The sequence below is a fragment of the Xanthomonas sp. WHRI 10204 genome (assembly GCF_040202875.1).
In the GTDB taxonomy this organism is placed as follows: domain Bacteria; phylum Pseudomonadota; class Gammaproteobacteria; order Xanthomonadales; family Xanthomonadaceae; genus Xanthomonas.
Genome location: NZ_JBEGDW010000001.1, coordinates 2,340,224 through 2,355,388, shown reverse-complemented (window position 1 = coordinate 2,355,388; position 15,165 = coordinate 2,340,224). Strand labels below are relative to the sequence as shown.

The following is a 15,165-nucleotide window of genomic DNA, read 5'->3' as shown; positions in this document are numbered from 1 at the left end:
CGAATTCACCTGGAAAACATGCCGATCGTCCAATATCGTTCGCACAACGACAGCATCCGATGCCGTCGTTGCGGCGGTGCAGATACCACTTAAAAGTCCTGCCATTGGCTGTCGTTACCGAGCGCGACCGTGGGCGCGCTCACCGATGCGCGGCGCACGGGTGTTGCCGGTTTTGGCGCGATGGCGGTCGGCTTGGCCGGGCGTGCCAACGCGGCGACCTGGGGCGCATCGGCAAGCGTGAAACGTGCGACCGCCTGCGCCAGCTGTCCGGCCTGATCTTCCATCGTGCGTGCGGCCGCGGTGGCTTCTTCCACCAATGCGGCGTTTTGCTGGGTGGCCTCGTCCATCTGGGTGATGGTGCGATTGACCTGCTCGATGCCGGACGATTGTTCCTGCGAGGCCGCGGCAATCTCACCCATGATGTCGGTGACGCGCTGCACGCTGGCGACGATGTCGGCCATGGTGGTGCCGGCCTGGTGGACCAGCTGCGAGCCCTCGGCCACCTTGCTGACCGAATCGTCGATGAGGTGCTTGATCTCCTTCGCCGCACCGGCCGAACGCTGCGCCAAGGTGCGCACTTCCGAGGCAACAACCGCAAAGCCACGACCCTGCTCGCCGGCACGCGCCGCTTCCACCGCCGCGTTTAACGCTAAAATATTGGTCTGGAACGCGATGCCGTCGATGACGCTGATGATCTCTGCGATCTTCTTCGACGATACTTCGATGCCGGACATGGTGGTGACCACCTGCGCCACCACCGCGCCGCCCTGCGAAGCGACGCCGCCTGCACCGATGGCGAGTTGATTGGCCTGGCGCGCGCTTTCGGCATTTTGTTTGACGGTGGAGGTGAGCTCTTCCATCGAGGCGGCGGTTTCTTCCAGATTCGCCGCCTGTTGTTCGGTGCGCTGCGACAGATCGCTATTGCCGGCGGCGATCTCGCTGGAGGCGGTATGGATGCTGCCGGCGGCCTGCTGGATGCGTCCGATCACCTGCGCCAGCGCTTCGGCGGTGCTGTTGGCATCGTCGCGCATGGTGGCGAACACGCCGTGGAAATCGCCGTGCATGCGTGTGCTCAGGTCGCCCTCGGCCAAGGCGCTCAGTAGACGCGATACCTCACTGATGCTCACTGCGTTGGCGTCGAGCAGGGCATTGAGTTGTTGCGCCAGCTGCAGGAAAAAGCCTTGTTTTCCCGTGCTGTCGATGCGCCTGGACAGATCGCCCGCCGCAGCGCTGCGCACTACATCGGCCACATCCACTTCCGCCCGCGCTTCGGCGGTGCGGTCGCGCCATTCGCAGACAAAGCCCAGATGCGCACCACGCTCGTCGCGGATCGCCGACACGTTCTGCGTGATGCAGGTGGCGCGGTACTGCACTTCGCGTTGCGCTGCGCCCTGGCGGTCGAGACGCTGGTAGATTTCCGCGTCCTGCGCATTGCCCACTTCCAGCAGCGACACCGGTTGCCCGACCAGGTTGGCGGTGCGATTGAACGCCGGCGCGCAGGCCTGGATATCGTCTGCATAGGTGTGCAGCAAAGACTGCAGCGCGGTGTTGGTGTAGATGATGGTCAGGTCCGGGTCGGCGATGTACATGCCGGTGGACGCGTTATCCAGCGCAGTGCGAATGCGCAGGTTTTCTGCGGCGATGCTGCGCTCGCGCTCCAGGCGTTCGCGCAGGTCGCGCTGCATGCGCGACAGTGCCGCCATCAGGCTGCGCGTATGTTTTGCGGCCACCGGAATCGGCTGGTCCAGGCGGCCCTCGGCAATGTGTTGCGCGGCGGCCATGGCCAGCTGCGGCTCGCCGCCCAGCAGGCCGAACACCGAGCGCAGGATCCAGCCGGCGGCCAGCGCCAGGCACACGAATGCAAGCACGACGGCACCGCCTTGCTGCCACATCACGCGCTGGCTGTACTGCTCGGCCTGGCTGCGGTTGGCCTCGTTCAAGGCCAGGATGCGCTCGCTGATCGCGCCCATGCGCGTTTCGAGCTGGCCGAACTTGTCGGTGAAATCGCGGTACGCCGCAGCGCTGTCGGCATGCGTTTCGGCCAGCGTCATGACTTGGTCGGCAGAGGCGATGTAGGCCTGCAGCGTGGGTGCCACCGCTTCCAGCTCGCTGCGTAATGCGGGGTCCAGCGGCAGCTTGCGGTTGGCTTGCACTGCATCGCGAAATTCGCCGGCATGTTCGCCCAGCGATGCGCGGGCGTCGGCGATGCCGGCATCGTCCTGGCGCGATGCGGCGAGCAGCCCGACAGTGACGTCGCCGCGCAAGGCGTCGTGCATCATGTCGGCCTGCATGTGGTTGCGCAGCGCATCGGAAGAGATCACCTGCGCGGCGATGGCTTCCAGCAGTCCGCGCTGACCGTTGTAGCCCACACCGCCCAGGGCGAGCAGCGCCAACGCGGCCACCAGCACCAGAGCGCCCAACATATGCATGATCTTCATTGCGCGGTCCGTGTCAGAAGCGGAAAGACAGACCGACGCCAAGGGCGTGGTCGGGTGAGCGGTCGTTGAGGCCGCGGCTGTACACCGCGTCCAGTTGCACATCGTTGTTCAACAGCCAGGCCGAGCCGACATCGAGCAGTGCCACGCTGCCGCCATCGTCGCTCTTGGCGATCTGCGGCAATGCCACTTCGACGAAGGAGCGCACGCGATCGTTCCAGGCTTTGCCCAGTACCGCACCCAGGATGCCTGCGGTGTAGCGATGGCCGTCGCCGTCATCGTCCCAGATCACGCCGGGCATCACGCCGGCAGAGATGCTGTCGCTGAGATCCCATTCGGCCACCAGCCGGAACGAGGGACGCGCCCCGTGACCACGCAGGGCCTGTGCGCCGCTGGGCAGATCCACATGCAGCAACCAGGCCAGCGAGGTCTTGCCACTGTCGGAGCTGGCCAGATGATGTTTGATGCCGAGCGAGACATCGGACATACCGCTGATGTTGGATTCGCCGGGCAGGTCGATGTGCTGCCAGCCATCGGTTTCCAGCCGCAATTCCCAGGTCTGGCCGAGCCCGTAGCGGAATAGCGTCGGTGTGGAATAGCCATCGACCGAGGCATCGCGCTCCCACGCAGCGCTGGTTTCCACCTGCAGCCGATGGTTGCCGACGGTGAGGCTGGACTCGACGAAATCGGGTCGATCGGTCGCGATGGGGTCTTCGGCGCGAGCATGGCCAACGACACACAACAGCGCAAGACAGCTGGCGAGAATAGATGACTTCATGGTGACCCCTGCAGCGATCAAGCCTCGGACGCATGCGTCTGCGCGTGTTGTCTGCACAAGCGCGCATGCGGTGTGTGAGCGGCTGTTGCGGTGGGGCACAGGCAGCCGTTGTCACCCAGGCTAACGGCAACGTCAGATAAATCTTTAAGCATTGCCGATGGGTGGAGCCAGGCGGGGCGGGGTGCGTGTGCAGTGCCGGGTCGCTAGTAGCGCTTGCGTCTGCTTGGTACGCCCATCACGCAGATGGGTGCTGGCGTTGCGGCAACGCCATGCAGCACGGGTGATGCGTTTGAACGACGTAGCGGGCAATTGTTGGGTGCCACGTGCGTGCCGGCATCGCGCAGGCTCGGCGCAACGCGCAGTGTGCGCAAGACGGCGTCTTGCACAGACGCCGTCGCTGGATCACGCGTGCTTAGAGCGGCTCGCAAAACGTAGCGAGCAGTCGTCAGGTGGGTGTGGGCGGCGCGCTCAGAACTGGAATGTACGCGTGGTGCATGCCGCACCTAACACCGGCACGCGCTTCTCCGGAACGGAGGGCGGGAGACCCGCGCCCACCTGGCGGTGAGCACGGTGGTTTTGTGAGCTGCTCTTAGAAATCCTGCCACTGGCTATCGTTGCCGGCCGTGTTGGCCGATGGCTTGCCCGACTGGCGCGCAGGTGCGGCGATGCGGGTGCTGCCGGTGGATGCGCGCTTGGACGAGGGCAGGGCACGGACAGCCGGCTTGGCGGCAAACGCAGCGCTTGCGGGTGCGGCCACCTGGCTGAGTTTGAACACGGCGACCGCTTCGGTGAGCTGCCCGGCCTGTTCTTCCATCGCACGCGCGGCGGCGGTGGCTTCTTCCACCAGCGCGGCATTCTGCTGGGTGGCTTCGTCCATCTGCGTCACTGTGAGATTGACCTGCTCGATGCCGCTGGATTGTTCCTGCGACGCCGCCGAGATCTCGCCCATGATGTCGGTGACGCGCTGCACGCTGGCCACGATTTCGCTCATGGTGGTGCCAGCCTGATGCACCAGCGAGGAGCCTTGCGCCACCTTGCTCACCGAGTCGTCGATCAGGTGTTTGATTTCCTTGGCGGCGCCGGCAGAGCGCTGCGCCAACGTGCGCACTTCCGAGGCCACCACGGCAAACCCGCGGCCTTGCTCGCCGGCGCGCGCCGCTTCCACCGCGGCGTTCAACGCCAGGATATTGGTCTGGAAGGCGATGCCATCGATGACACTGATGATCTCGGCAATCTTCTTGGACGAGGTTTCGATACCGGACATGGTGGTGACCACCTGCGCCACCACCGCGCCGCCATGCGAAGCGACATCGGCGGCGCCGATCGCCAGCTGGTTGGCCTGGCGCGCGTGTTCGGCATTTTGCTTGACGGTGGAGGTGAGCTCCTCCATCGAGGCGGCGGTTTCTTCCAGATTGGCCGCCTGTTGTTCGGTGCGCTGCGACAGATCGTTATTGCCGGCAGCGATCTCGCTGGCAGCCGCATTGATTTGCGTGGCCGAGGTCTGGATGCCGGAGACAATGCCGGTGAGCTGCGCCACGGTGGCGTTGGCGTCATCGCGCATGCGTGCGAATACGCCGGCAAACTGCCCATCCATGCGCACGGTGAGGTCGCCCTCGGCGAGCGCGCTGAGCAGGCTGGAAATACGCTCCAGGCCTTGCGAGGTGGTTTCCAGCAAGCCGTTGAGTTGGCGGCCGAATTCCAGATAGAACCCGTGCTTGTCGTCCAGCGCCAGACGCTGGCCGAAATCGCCCATCAACGCCGATTGCACCAGCGCCGCCACTTCCTTCTGCGTGCTGACTTCAGTGCTGACATTGCGCCACAGCAGCATGCTGCCGCTGCGATGACCATCGGCCGCGTACAGCGGGGTCATGGTCAGATCCAGCGTCACCGGGCCGAAGCTGTAGCGCTCCGACGTGGTGGACTGCAATTGCTGCAGCTGCTGCGCACGCGCCTTGCCCTCGCTGTCGGTACCGAACACGTAGTCCAGCGGCTTGCCGACCACCGCATCGGCGCTGAAGCCGGTCTGGCCCTTGGCATGGAAAGCAGGCTCGCCGTGCTTGAACGAGGTGTGCAGCGCCTCGGTAATGAACACTGCGTTGTGTTGTTCGTCGGCCAGCAACACTTCCATCTCGGAGTGTTCCAGCGCGGTGCGGATGCGCAGGTTTTCGTTGGCGATGGCGGTGTCGCGTTCAATCCGCGCACGCAGGTCGTCCTGCATGCGCTGCATGGCGCCCATCAGCCGGCCCACTTCGTCCCGACGCTGCACGGTGATGTGGTTATCGAGCTTGCCCGAGGCGATCGCATCGGCCACGCCCACTGCCGATTCCAGCGGGCGCACCACCTGGCGACGCAGCAGCAGGAACAACGCACCGCTGAGCACCACCGCGGAGGCCAGGCCCACCAGCAGGATCGTCCACAGCAGGTGATGCGCCTGTTGCATGATGGCCGCATACGGCACCACCACGCCCAGCGCAAAACGCTCCTGCGCCTTGCCGATCTGAAGCGGCACATACGCACTCACCGTGCCGTCGGCATCGGGAGTGAAATCCACCGAATCCTTGCCGTCCTTGATCGCGTCGAGCATGGCGCGGTGGCGCGCGTCGGTGAGCGGCTTGCCGATGCGCGCGGTATCGCGCGATGACAGCACCACGCCGGCGGGCGACAGCAGTTCGACATACCCATTTTCCATCGGGCGCAATGCACCCAGGCGCTGCTGCAACGCAGCCAGTGCCACGTCCACGGTCACGGCACCCAGATACTTGCCGTCCTGCAGGATCGGCGTGGACAAGGTGGTCATCAGCACCGTCTTGCCGCCAATCTTGTAGTCGTAGGGTTCGGCAACGGTTTGCCGCAGCAGGGCACGCGGCTTGAGATTCCAGTCGCCAAGGCCCGGGGTTTCGTAATCGGTGAGCGGCTCACGCACCAGCGTCTGGCCATCGCGCCCCCAGTACGTCATGAACCGGCCGGTGGCGTCGTGGCCCTTGGCGTTGGCAAAGTCGCTGTCCTTGCCATCGAAGGCCTGCGCTTCCCACAGCGTGCCCATGCCCACCCACTCGGGGTGATCCTGCAGCTGGTCGTGTATTACCGCAGCCGCCGTATCGCGGCCGATGCCGCCATTGGCGCGTTGCACCAGCAAGCTGGTGGCCAGCGATTGGCCGGTGGTCAGTGCCTGACCCAGTTCGCTGCCGATCTGCTCGGCCTGATAGCGCGCGGCATTCTGCATCGTGGCCTGGGCAGACGCACTCAGGGCACGACTGCTTTGCCAATAGGTGATGGCCGCAGTCAGGCCGAAGCACAGCGAGGCGATGACCGCAGTGCCGAACATCAGGCGGTACGCAAGGCGGCCGCCGAAACGTGAGTGCGAGGAGAGCGAGGTCATGGGCGTGGCTGCAAAGGGAGGGGAGGAACCGGCTGATGCGGATTAGCAGATAGCGAGATCAGCACCATCAGGAGCGCGGCGGTCAGGCGGGCGCGGACGATGTTCGGAATCGGCATGTACCCCCCGACACCACTTTCCTCCGCGCCCTACCGGTCTGACAGCCACTTACGACGTGTTGCCGGCCGCTATCAGTAAGCGGCCAACGCCACGCGCTTGGGTGCGCGCACGCCTGCATTGCCATGCTGAGTGGCGGATGCGGCAACCACCCGGAACGTCGACACCGCATCGTCCAGCTGCTGTGCCTGCTGCTGCATCGCGTTGGCGGCAGCGGTGGCTTCTTCCACCAGCGCGGCGTTCTGCTGGGTGCTCTCGTCCATCTGGGTGATGGTGAGATTGACCTGTTCGATGCCGGCCGACTGTTCCTGCGAGGCGGCGGAGATCTCGCTCATGATGTCGGTCACGCGCTGCACCGAGGACACGATATCGGCCATGGTCTTGCCGGCCTGATCCACCAGTGCCGACCCCTGCGCCACCTTGCCGACCGAGTCGTCGATCAGATGCTTGATCTCTTTCGCAGCACCGGCCGAGCGCTGTGCGAGCGTGCGCACCTCGGAGGCGACCACCGCGAAACCGCGGCCTTGCTCGCCGGCACGCGCCGCTTCCACCGCCGCGTTCAATGCCAGGATGTTGGTCTGGAACGCGATGCCGTCGATGACACTGATGATCTCGGCGATTTTCTTGGACGAGGTCTGGATGCCGGACATGGTGTCCACCACCTGGCTCACCACCTGGCCGCCCTGCGATGCGACGCTGGCCGCGCCGATCGCCAACTGGTTGGCCTGACGCGCGCTTTCGGCATTCTGTTTGACGGTCGAGGTGAGCTCTTCCATCGAGGCGGCGGTTTCTTCCAGATTGGCCGCCTGTTGCTCGGTGCGCTGCGACAGATCGTTGTTGCCGGCGGCGATTTCGCTTGCCGAGCCGGTGATCGAACCGGCCGCCTGCTGGATGCGCCCGACGATGCCGGCCAGCTGCGTGGCCGTGGTGTTGGCATCGTCCCGCATACGTGCGAACACGCCGTGGAACTCGCCGTCCATGCGCGCGGTGAGGTCGCCTTCGGCCAATGCGGCCAGCAGCTCGGACAGCTTGCCCAGATTGCGGTCGCTGACTTCCATCATCGCGTTTAGGTCGTTGATCATGCGCGCCGAATCGTGCTTGAAGCGGGTTGCATCGCCACGCTGGCTGAAATCGCCACTGGCCGCTGCCTGCGCCAGGCGCTTGATCTCGGTGTTGATGGCCAGCAGGCTGGCCTTGGCCGCGTCGACCGCTTCGTGCAGTACCGCACGCGTGCCGGGCAGGCGGACCGCGTCGCGCGTCAGGTCGCCCTGTGCGTATTCGTTGAGGATGCCGATGGCATCGACGATGGCATCCAGGTGCTCGAAGAGCATGGTGTTGATGCCGGAGGCCAGCTCGCCATAGACGCCGGGGAAATCGGTGGGCATGCGGTGGGTGACGTCGTCGCCGGCATGCATGTGCATCATCACCTTGGTCTGCGCGGAGAAGCGCTCCAGGGTGTGCACCATGTCGTCGGTGGCCTTGAGCATCTGGCCGATTTCATCGTTGCCATGTTCGGCAGTGCGCACGCTCAGGTCGCCACGTGCGACGCCCTTGATCGCCGCCAATGCACGCGAGACCGGCTCCAGGATCGAGTTGCCGATCATCCAGCCGACCAGCAGGTTGAGCAGCATCAGCACGCCACCGGCCAGGGTCACGATGCCGGTAAACGCCAGCGCCTGCGACTGGGTGTCGTCCAGATACACACCGGTGCCGATTACCCAGCCCCACGGCTTGTAAAGCGCCGCATACGAGGTCTTCTGTACCGGGTCCTTCTGCCCGGGCTTGGCCCAGGTGTAATCGACATAGCCGCCGCCAGCCTGCGCGGCGGTCACGAACGCCGGAAAAATACGCTTGCCGTCCGGGCTGAGCACATCGGTCAAGGGCTTGCCATTGAGGTCCGGGCGGGTGGGATGCATCAGCATCACCGGCGCCTGGTCGGTGACGTAGATGTAGTCCACGCCACCGCGTGCGCGCATGGTGGACAAGGTGGACAGCGCTCTGCTCTTTGCAGTGGCCACGTCCATCTCGCCCTTGTCGGCGCGCTCGGCGTAGCCGTTGACCACCGCCATCGCCATTTCGATCTGGCTCTTGAGCCCGTCGCGACGCGTATCGGTGAGATCGACGTACTGCATGCGTGCCGCGATGACGGCAAGGATGATGATGCCCAATGCAACGAGCGCGGTTTGGGCGAAGAATTTGCGCTTGAGCGGCACATTGGCCAACGTCTTTGCGAGCGAGCTCTTGAACGTCATGACAGGTATCCAGCGAGAGGATTGTGACCGGGATAAGTCGAATAGCGACCCGGTAATAGAAATGTTGAGCGTTGCGTGACGTCAATTGCTCCGGCACGGCGTGCAACGCACCGACATCTGGCCGGCACGCCATCGCCTGCGTCGCGACAGCGCCATCTGTTGACGCCTACACACCGAAACATGCAGGCACCGCGCGGCGCGCACGATCCGCTGCAAGGCAGATCACGTGAAGCGGCACAGCGTGTTGTAGAGGGGATGGCGGTGGCCGTACTGCGGCCGATCGGCGCACGCCGGAATGCGCTTAGCGGTGCTGCGGCGTGCCGACCTTGGCCACCGAAGCCTGCAGGTTCTGCAGCTCGGTCCAGAGTATCTGGTGGGTATCGCCGGGCTGGCCAAGCGACAAGGCTTGCGCTTGGTACAGGTCACCAGCATGCAGGGCGCGATTGGCCAGACGCTGTTGCGCCAGGTACTGGCCCAGCTGCTGCTGCACCACTGCAAACTGGCGCGCCTGCTCACCCTGCGGCGCAGTGGCCTGGAAATAGCCGGCATGCCGGGCGATGCGTTGACGCAGGTTGCCCATGCGCTCGTCATAGGCCTGCACGCGTGCCGCATCGTGCGCGGCGGCGAGCTGGGCACGTTGGTCGTCGCGCAATTGCACCAGGTCGATGGCAAGCGACTGCAGTGCGCTCACCGGCACGCTGTCCAGCAGCACGGAGACCGGTGCGGCCGGTGCGGCAAACGAGGGCGGCAACGACACGCCAGCTGCCAGCACGGCGACGGCGAATGCGGCGCCCAGCATGTTGCGGGCAGAGCGGATGGAATTGGCGGTGTGCATGCGGACATCCTTCGACATGGCGCGGGCGCTTCCGCCCTCATTGCTGTGTGTATCGGCCGCAGAAGCTTGCGCTTGATCACCTTTCGACCAACGGCAGCGCAGGCGGGTGAATCGTTGGTGTGGTGAAGCGCCCGATGATGCGGTTTTGTAGCGTCCAGATAGCAGAACGCCCCGGTGGTTGGCCGGGGCGTTCTGGGGCTTTGGGTGAGGCGGCGTGAGGACGACTGGTGCCGTGACGCTGAGCCGTCCCCTCACCCGAATCCACCTCCGTGCGGGAGGTGGGTTAGCGTCGTGCGCTTAGAACTCGCGCCAGTTCGCCTGGTTATCGGTGGCCGTTACCAGGGCTGGGCGCGAGACGATCGTGGGTTTGATCGCCGGCTTCGCTTTCACAGATCCAACGTGGCGGGGCGCACCCGTCGGGGCGACGGATGTCAGCCGCTGCGGGGCAGGGCGGGTTGCCGTTGCCGGCTGCGTCTGGCCGGGGTGGAGTTTGAAGATCGCCACTGCATCGGACAACTGGCCGGCCTGTTCTTCCATCGCCCGTGCGGCGGCGGTGGCTTCTTCCACCAGCGCGGCGTTTTGCTGGGTGGCCTGGTCCATCTGCGTGACGGTGAGGTTGACCTGCTCGATGCCGGCCGACTGCTCCTGCGAGGCGGCGGAGATCTCGCCCATGATGTCGGTGACGCGCTGCACGCTGGCCACGACCTCGGTCATGGTGGTGCCGGCCTGGTCCACCAGCCGCGAACCTTCGGCGACCCTGCTCACCGAGTCGTCGATCAGGTCCTTGATCTCTTTCGCCGCACCGGCCGAGCGTTGCGCCAGGGTGCGCACCTCGCTGGCCACCACCGCAAAGCCGCGCCCCTGGTCGCCGGCACGCGCCGCTTCCACTGCCGCATTCAAGGCCAGGATATTGGTCTGGAAGGCGATGCCGTCGATGACGCTGATGATGTCGGCAATCTTTTTCGACGAGGCCTGGATATCGGCCATGGTCGCGACGACCTTGCTGACCACTTCGCCACCTTGCGAGGCCACGTTGGCGGCACCGATGGCGAGTTGATTGGCCTGGCGTGCGCCTTCGGCGTTCTGCTTGACGGTGGAGGTGAGCTCCTCCATCGAGGCGGCGGTTTCTTCGAGATTGGCGGCCTGTTGTTCGGTGCGCTGCGACAGGTCGTTGTTGCCGGCAGCGATTTCGCCGGCAGCGGTATTGATCGATTTGGTAGCCAGCTGGATACGCCCAACGATGCCGGACAACTGCGCGGTGGTGGCATTGGCGTTGTCGCGCATCTGCGCAAACACGCCATGGAACTGGCCGTGCATGCGCTCGGTCAGGTCGCCGGCGGCAATGGCCTGCAGCACCTTGGACAACGCACCCAGATTGCCGTCGGCAGTGGCCATCAACTGGTTGAGGCTTTCCACCATCGCCAGAAAATCATGCTGAAACCGCTGCGTATCGCCACGCACGCTGAAGTCGCCATTGGCGGCAGCCTGCGCAAGCAACTGGATCTCGCTATTCATTGCCGAGAGATTGCGCTTGACCGCATCCATGGTGTCGGTGAGCACGGCCTTCTCGCCGGGCAGGCGGTCCATGTCCTGACTCAGGTCGCCGATGGCATAGCGCGACATGATCTGCGCCAGCTTCATCTTTACTTCGATATGCGATGCGACCAGTGCATTGGTGTCGCGCACCATGCTGCCGTATTCGCCGGGAAACGCTGCCTGATCCATGCGGAAGCTGATCTGGCCAGCGTCGTGCCGGCGCGCCATGTCCTGCTGCGCAGCGGCCACGGCTTTGAGTTGATCCTGCATGCCGCGCATGCTGGTCAACAATTGACCAGGCTCGTCGCGCGGCTGCGGGCCGATCGGATTATCCAGCTTGCCGTGCGCGATCGCCTCGGCCACCTGGGTGGCCTGTTGCAAGGGGCGCACCAGGCTGCGCGAAATCAGCCACGCCAGTGCAGCGGCCAGGCCGGCCGACAACAGGCCGAAGGCGATCAAGGCGCGATTGGCCAGTGCCACGCTGCTCAGGATCGTGTCTGCCCCGGCGGCGTTCTGCTGGTTCTGCAATTCCACCGCCGCGGCGATCGCCTTGGAGCGGCGTTCCAGCAAGGGCTGCGCTTCGCCATTCAACAGCTGCTTGGCGCCGTCGAGATTGCCATCGCGCACCATGCCGAGCAGGCGGTTGTTGGTGGCGCGGGCAGCGGTGAGGCTGTCCTGGATGGCCTGGCGCGCGCGCATGCCGTCGGTGTTGGTCGGAAGCTGCTGCAGCGCGGCCCACAGCTGTGCGTAATGCGCGCGATTTTCCTTGAGCTGCGCATCGACGGCGGGCAGTTGTTGCGGTGCGGCCAACATGAAGTCGCGCATGTAGCGCTCGCCGAGCATGTTGCTTTCGCGCATCTGGTTGAGCAGCGCGGCCTTGCGATTGTTGACCTCGATGATGATCGAGACCTGGTGTTTGACGGTCTTGAACTCGTACAGCGCCAGGGTGGTGGAGCCGGCCAACAAAACGATCAGCAACGCGAATGCCAACGCCAGGCGTCGCCCGACGGTCAGGGAGTGCAGGAATTTCATGGTGATTCTCTAAGGGAGGGTGGAAAAGAGGTACACCGGTAGCGTTCGCTCGCCGGGTTTCTTAAGCCACTCGGGCTTGCTTGGCACGCCTGCGTTCAGCGCGGTCGACGCCAACACGACGCATTGGCGCGATGCGCAGGGCGGCTGGCGCGTGCAAGGCGATGACACAGGCACCGTGGTTTGCAAGCCTTCTATTGCGCGCTGCTGAGCGCTGTGGGCTACGTGGTTTCCCAGGGCGGCATCGTGTGCTGCTACTGGAGGCGCGAGACTACAAGCGGCTTCCTGCATACCCGTAGAAACGCACAAGCCCCGGCATCGCTGCCAGGGCTTGGTGGTGTAGGCTGCATAACCGCAGCCGATGTCGCGAAAGACCTCAGAACTCGTGCCAGCTGGTGTCCCCACCGGAGGCGGCTGCCAGGGTGGGGCGTGCCACGGTTTTCGTTTTGCTCGCCGGTGCGGCGGTGGCGGAAGCGCGCTTGGCCACAGGCGTTTTGAGCGGCTTGCGCGCTGTCGGGGCGGGGCGCGCCGGTATCGTCACCGTAGCGGTGGGCTGCAGCTTGAAGATCGCTACGGCGTCGGACAGCTGGCCGGCCTGTTCTTCCATCGAACGTGCGGCAGCGGTGGCTTCTTCCACCAGCGCGGCATTCTGCTGGGTGGCTTCGTCCATCTGCGTCACGGTGAGGTTGACCTGCTCGATCCCGCTGGATTGCTCCTGCGATGCGGCAGAGATCTCGCCCATGATGTCGGTGACGCGCTGCACGCTGGCCACGATATCGGCCATGGTCTTGCCGGCCTGGTCCACCAGCAGCGAGCCTTCGGCGACCTTGCCGACCGAGTCGTCGATCAAGTGCTTGATCTCTTTTGCGGCACCGGCAGAGCGCTGCGCCAATGTGCGCACTTCGGAAGCAACCACGGCGAAACCGCGGCCCTGTTCGCCGGCACGTGCCGCTTCCACTGCTGCGTTCAAGGCCAGGATATTGGTCTGGAAAGCGATGCCGTCGATGACCGAGATGATCTCGGCGATCTTCTTCGACGACACCTCGATGCCGGACATGGTGGTGACCACCTGCGCGACCACATCGCCGCCTTGCGAGGCCACCGTCGCTGCGCCGATGGCGAGCTGATTGGCCTGACGCGCATGCTCGGCGTTCTGCTTGACGGTGGAGGTGAGCTCCTCCATCGAGGCGGCGGTTTCTTCCAGGTTGGCCGCTTGTTGCTCGGTTCGCTGCGAGAGGTCGTTATTACCGGCGGCAATCTCGCTGGCCGCGGCATTGATCGACACGGTGGCGTGCTGAATCCGCCCGACGATGCCAGACAACTGCTCGGTGGTGGCATTGGCATCGTCGCGCATCTGCGCAAACACGCCATTGAACTCGCCGTGCATCTGCGCCGTCAGATCGCCGGCTGCAATCGCCTGCAACACCCCCGACAACGCGCGCAGATTGGTGTCGGAGGTGGCCATCAAGGTGTTGAGGCTCGCCACCATCGCGTGGAAGTCGTACTGGAAGCGCTGCGCATCGCCGCGCACGCTGAAGTCGCCATTGGCGGCGGCCTGCGCCAGCATCTTGATCTCGCTGTTCATCGAAGAGAGATTGCGCTTGACGGTGTCCATGGTCTCGGTGAGCACGGCCTTTTCGCCGGGCAGGCGTTGCATGTCCTGGCTCAGGTCACCGATGGCATAGCGCGACATGATCTGCGTCAGCTGCATCTTCACCGCGATATGCGAGCCGACCAGCGCGTTGGTATCGCGCACCATGGTGCCGTAGTCGCCAGGAAATGCGTCTGCGTCCATGCGGTAGCTGATCTGGCCGGCGTCGTGGCGTTGCGCCATGTCCGATTGCGCGGCCAACACGGCCTGCAGCTGCTGTTGCATGCCTTGCATGCTGTGCAGCAACTGACCGGTTTCATCGCGGCTGTCCACGCTGATGAGGTTGTCCAGCTTGCCTTGTGCAATGGCGCCGGCCACACGGGTGGCGCGGCCAAGCGGGCCGGCGATGCTGCGGGCGATGAACCAGCCTGCAAAAGCGGCCAACAACATCGCCACGACCATCGCGGTCAGCATGATCTTCAGCGAGCTCTGATACCCGGCTTCGGCACTGGCGATCTCCGCATCCATGTGTGCGATGTTGAATTTGGTCAACTCCACCAGCTTGGCGAACAGCTCGCGGCGCAGCGGACGTGACTGTTCGTCAGATACCTTGCTGGCCGCAGTGAAGTCACCGGCGCGCACGGCAGCAGCCATCGCCGCGTTGGCGCCGTAGTACCCGTCCAACTGCTGCTTGACCGCGTTATACAGTTCGGTTTCCTTGCCAGCGGTCATGGTCTTGGTATACGCCGCCTGTGCGCTATCCACCTCGGCACGCGTCTTGGCCATGCGCTCGAAATAATTCTTCACCGCGTCCGGATCGTTGGCGCGTGCCAGCTGTGCCAGCTCGTAGGTGCGGAATTCGCCCAGCAAGGCGCGCATTTCGCTCAATTGCTGCACGGCCGGCGCCCAGGTGTGGCCGATTTCGCGCAGCAGCTGCGCGTTGGTATGCATGCGCACCAGCGCAAACGCACCCAGGGACAGGGTGATCAAGGTGGTGAAAAAGAAGGCGACAGCGAGCTTGCGCGCAACGGCGAGATGACGAAACCAATTCATGGGAGTCGACTTTCAAAAAGATCAATGGAAACCATTGGCGTCGGCATCTTCGCAACGCGGAGGACGGTCGTTGGATCAAGCAGTGGGGCAGTGAAGCCCGACGCGTCGCCATGCATGGAGCAGGGCGGTGACGCATGCCGGCGGGCCCTAGACCGTCGGCGGA

General features: G+C 64.6%; 7 protein-coding genes and 1 other RNA gene. All 8 read right to left on the bottom strand.

The features are described 5' to 3' along the window. Positions 1-89 precede the first annotated feature (89 nt). Complete coding sequence (locus ABQZ00_RS10260; RefSeq protein WP_323539312.1) at positions 90-2,438, bottom strand: methyl-accepting chemotaxis protein; 2,349 nt, start codon at positions 2,436-2,438, stop codon at positions 90-92. A 13-nt stretch (positions 2,439-2,451) separates the two neighbouring features. Further along, positions 2,452-3,213, bottom strand: coding sequence for a transporter (locus ABQZ00_RS10255; RefSeq protein ID WP_323539313.1), 762 nt, complete (start codon positions 3,211-3,213; stop codon positions 2,452-2,454). Positions 3,214-3,632: 419 nt separating this feature from the next. After that, positions 3,633-3,709, bottom strand: a non-coding RNA gene (locus ABQZ00_RS10250) — sX9 sRNA. 93 nt (positions 3,710-3,802) lie between these two features. Then, positions 3,803-6,592 (bottom strand): methyl-accepting chemotaxis protein, encoded by a 2,790-nt coding sequence (locus ABQZ00_RS10245; RefSeq protein ID WP_323539314.1) that lies wholly within the window; start codon positions 6,590-6,592, stop codon positions 3,803-3,805. Between the two features lie 188 nt (positions 6,593-6,780). Next, complete coding sequence (locus tag ABQZ00_RS10240) at positions 6,781-8,958, bottom strand: methyl-accepting chemotaxis protein (RefSeq protein WP_323539315.1); 2,178 nt, start codon at positions 8,956-8,958, stop codon at positions 6,781-6,783. A gap of 301 nt (positions 8,959-9,259) precedes the next feature. Then, positions 9,260-9,793: a hypothetical protein gene (locus ABQZ00_RS10235; protein ID WP_115514501.1), complete on the bottom strand. Its 534-nt coding sequence runs from the start codon at positions 9,791-9,793 to the stop codon at positions 9,260-9,262. Positions 9,794-10,090: 297 nt separating this feature from the next. Beyond that, the gene (locus ABQZ00_RS10230; protein WP_323539316.1) at positions 10,091-12,361 is read right to left on the bottom strand and encodes a methyl-accepting chemotaxis protein; all 2,271 of its coding nucleotides are present in this window, start codon (positions 12,359-12,361) and stop codon (positions 10,091-10,093) included. A gap of 373 nt (positions 12,362-12,734) precedes the next feature. Further along, positions 12,735-15,002 (bottom strand): methyl-accepting chemotaxis protein, encoded by a 2,268-nt coding sequence (locus ABQZ00_RS10225; RefSeq protein ID WP_323539317.1) that lies wholly within the window; start codon positions 15,000-15,002, stop codon positions 12,735-12,737. Positions 15,003-15,165 lie beyond the last annotated feature (163 nt).

Excerpts from the sequence above, each read along its gene's own strand:
- ABQZ00_RS10255 (WP_323539313.1), bottom strand. The coding sequence starts at position 3,213 with ATGAAGTCATCTATTCTCGCCAGCTGTCTTGCGCTGTTGTGTGTCGTT.
- ABQZ00_RS10240 (WP_323539315.1), bottom strand. The coding sequence starts at position 8,958 with ATGACGTTCAAGAGCTCGCTCGCAAAGACGTTGGCCAATGTGCCGCTC.
- ABQZ00_RS10245 (WP_323539314.1), bottom strand. The coding sequence starts at position 6,592 with ATGACCTCGCTCTCCTCGCACTCACGTTTCGGCGGCCGCCTTGCGTAC.
- ABQZ00_RS10260 (WP_323539312.1), bottom strand. The coding sequence starts at position 2,438 with ATGAAGATCATGCATATGTTGGGCGCTCTGGTGCTGGTGGCCGCGTTG.
- ABQZ00_RS10235 (WP_115514501.1), bottom strand. The coding sequence starts at position 9,793 with ATGCACACCGCCAATTCCATCCGCTCTGCCCGCAACATGCTGGGCGCC.
- ABQZ00_RS10225 (WP_323539317.1), bottom strand. The coding sequence starts at position 15,002 with ATGAATTGGTTTCGTCATCTCGCCGTTGCGCGCAAGCTCGCTGTCGCC.
- ABQZ00_RS10230 (WP_323539316.1), bottom strand. The coding sequence starts at position 12,361 with ATGAAATTCCTGCACTCCCTGACCGTCGGGCGACGCCTGGCGTTGGCA.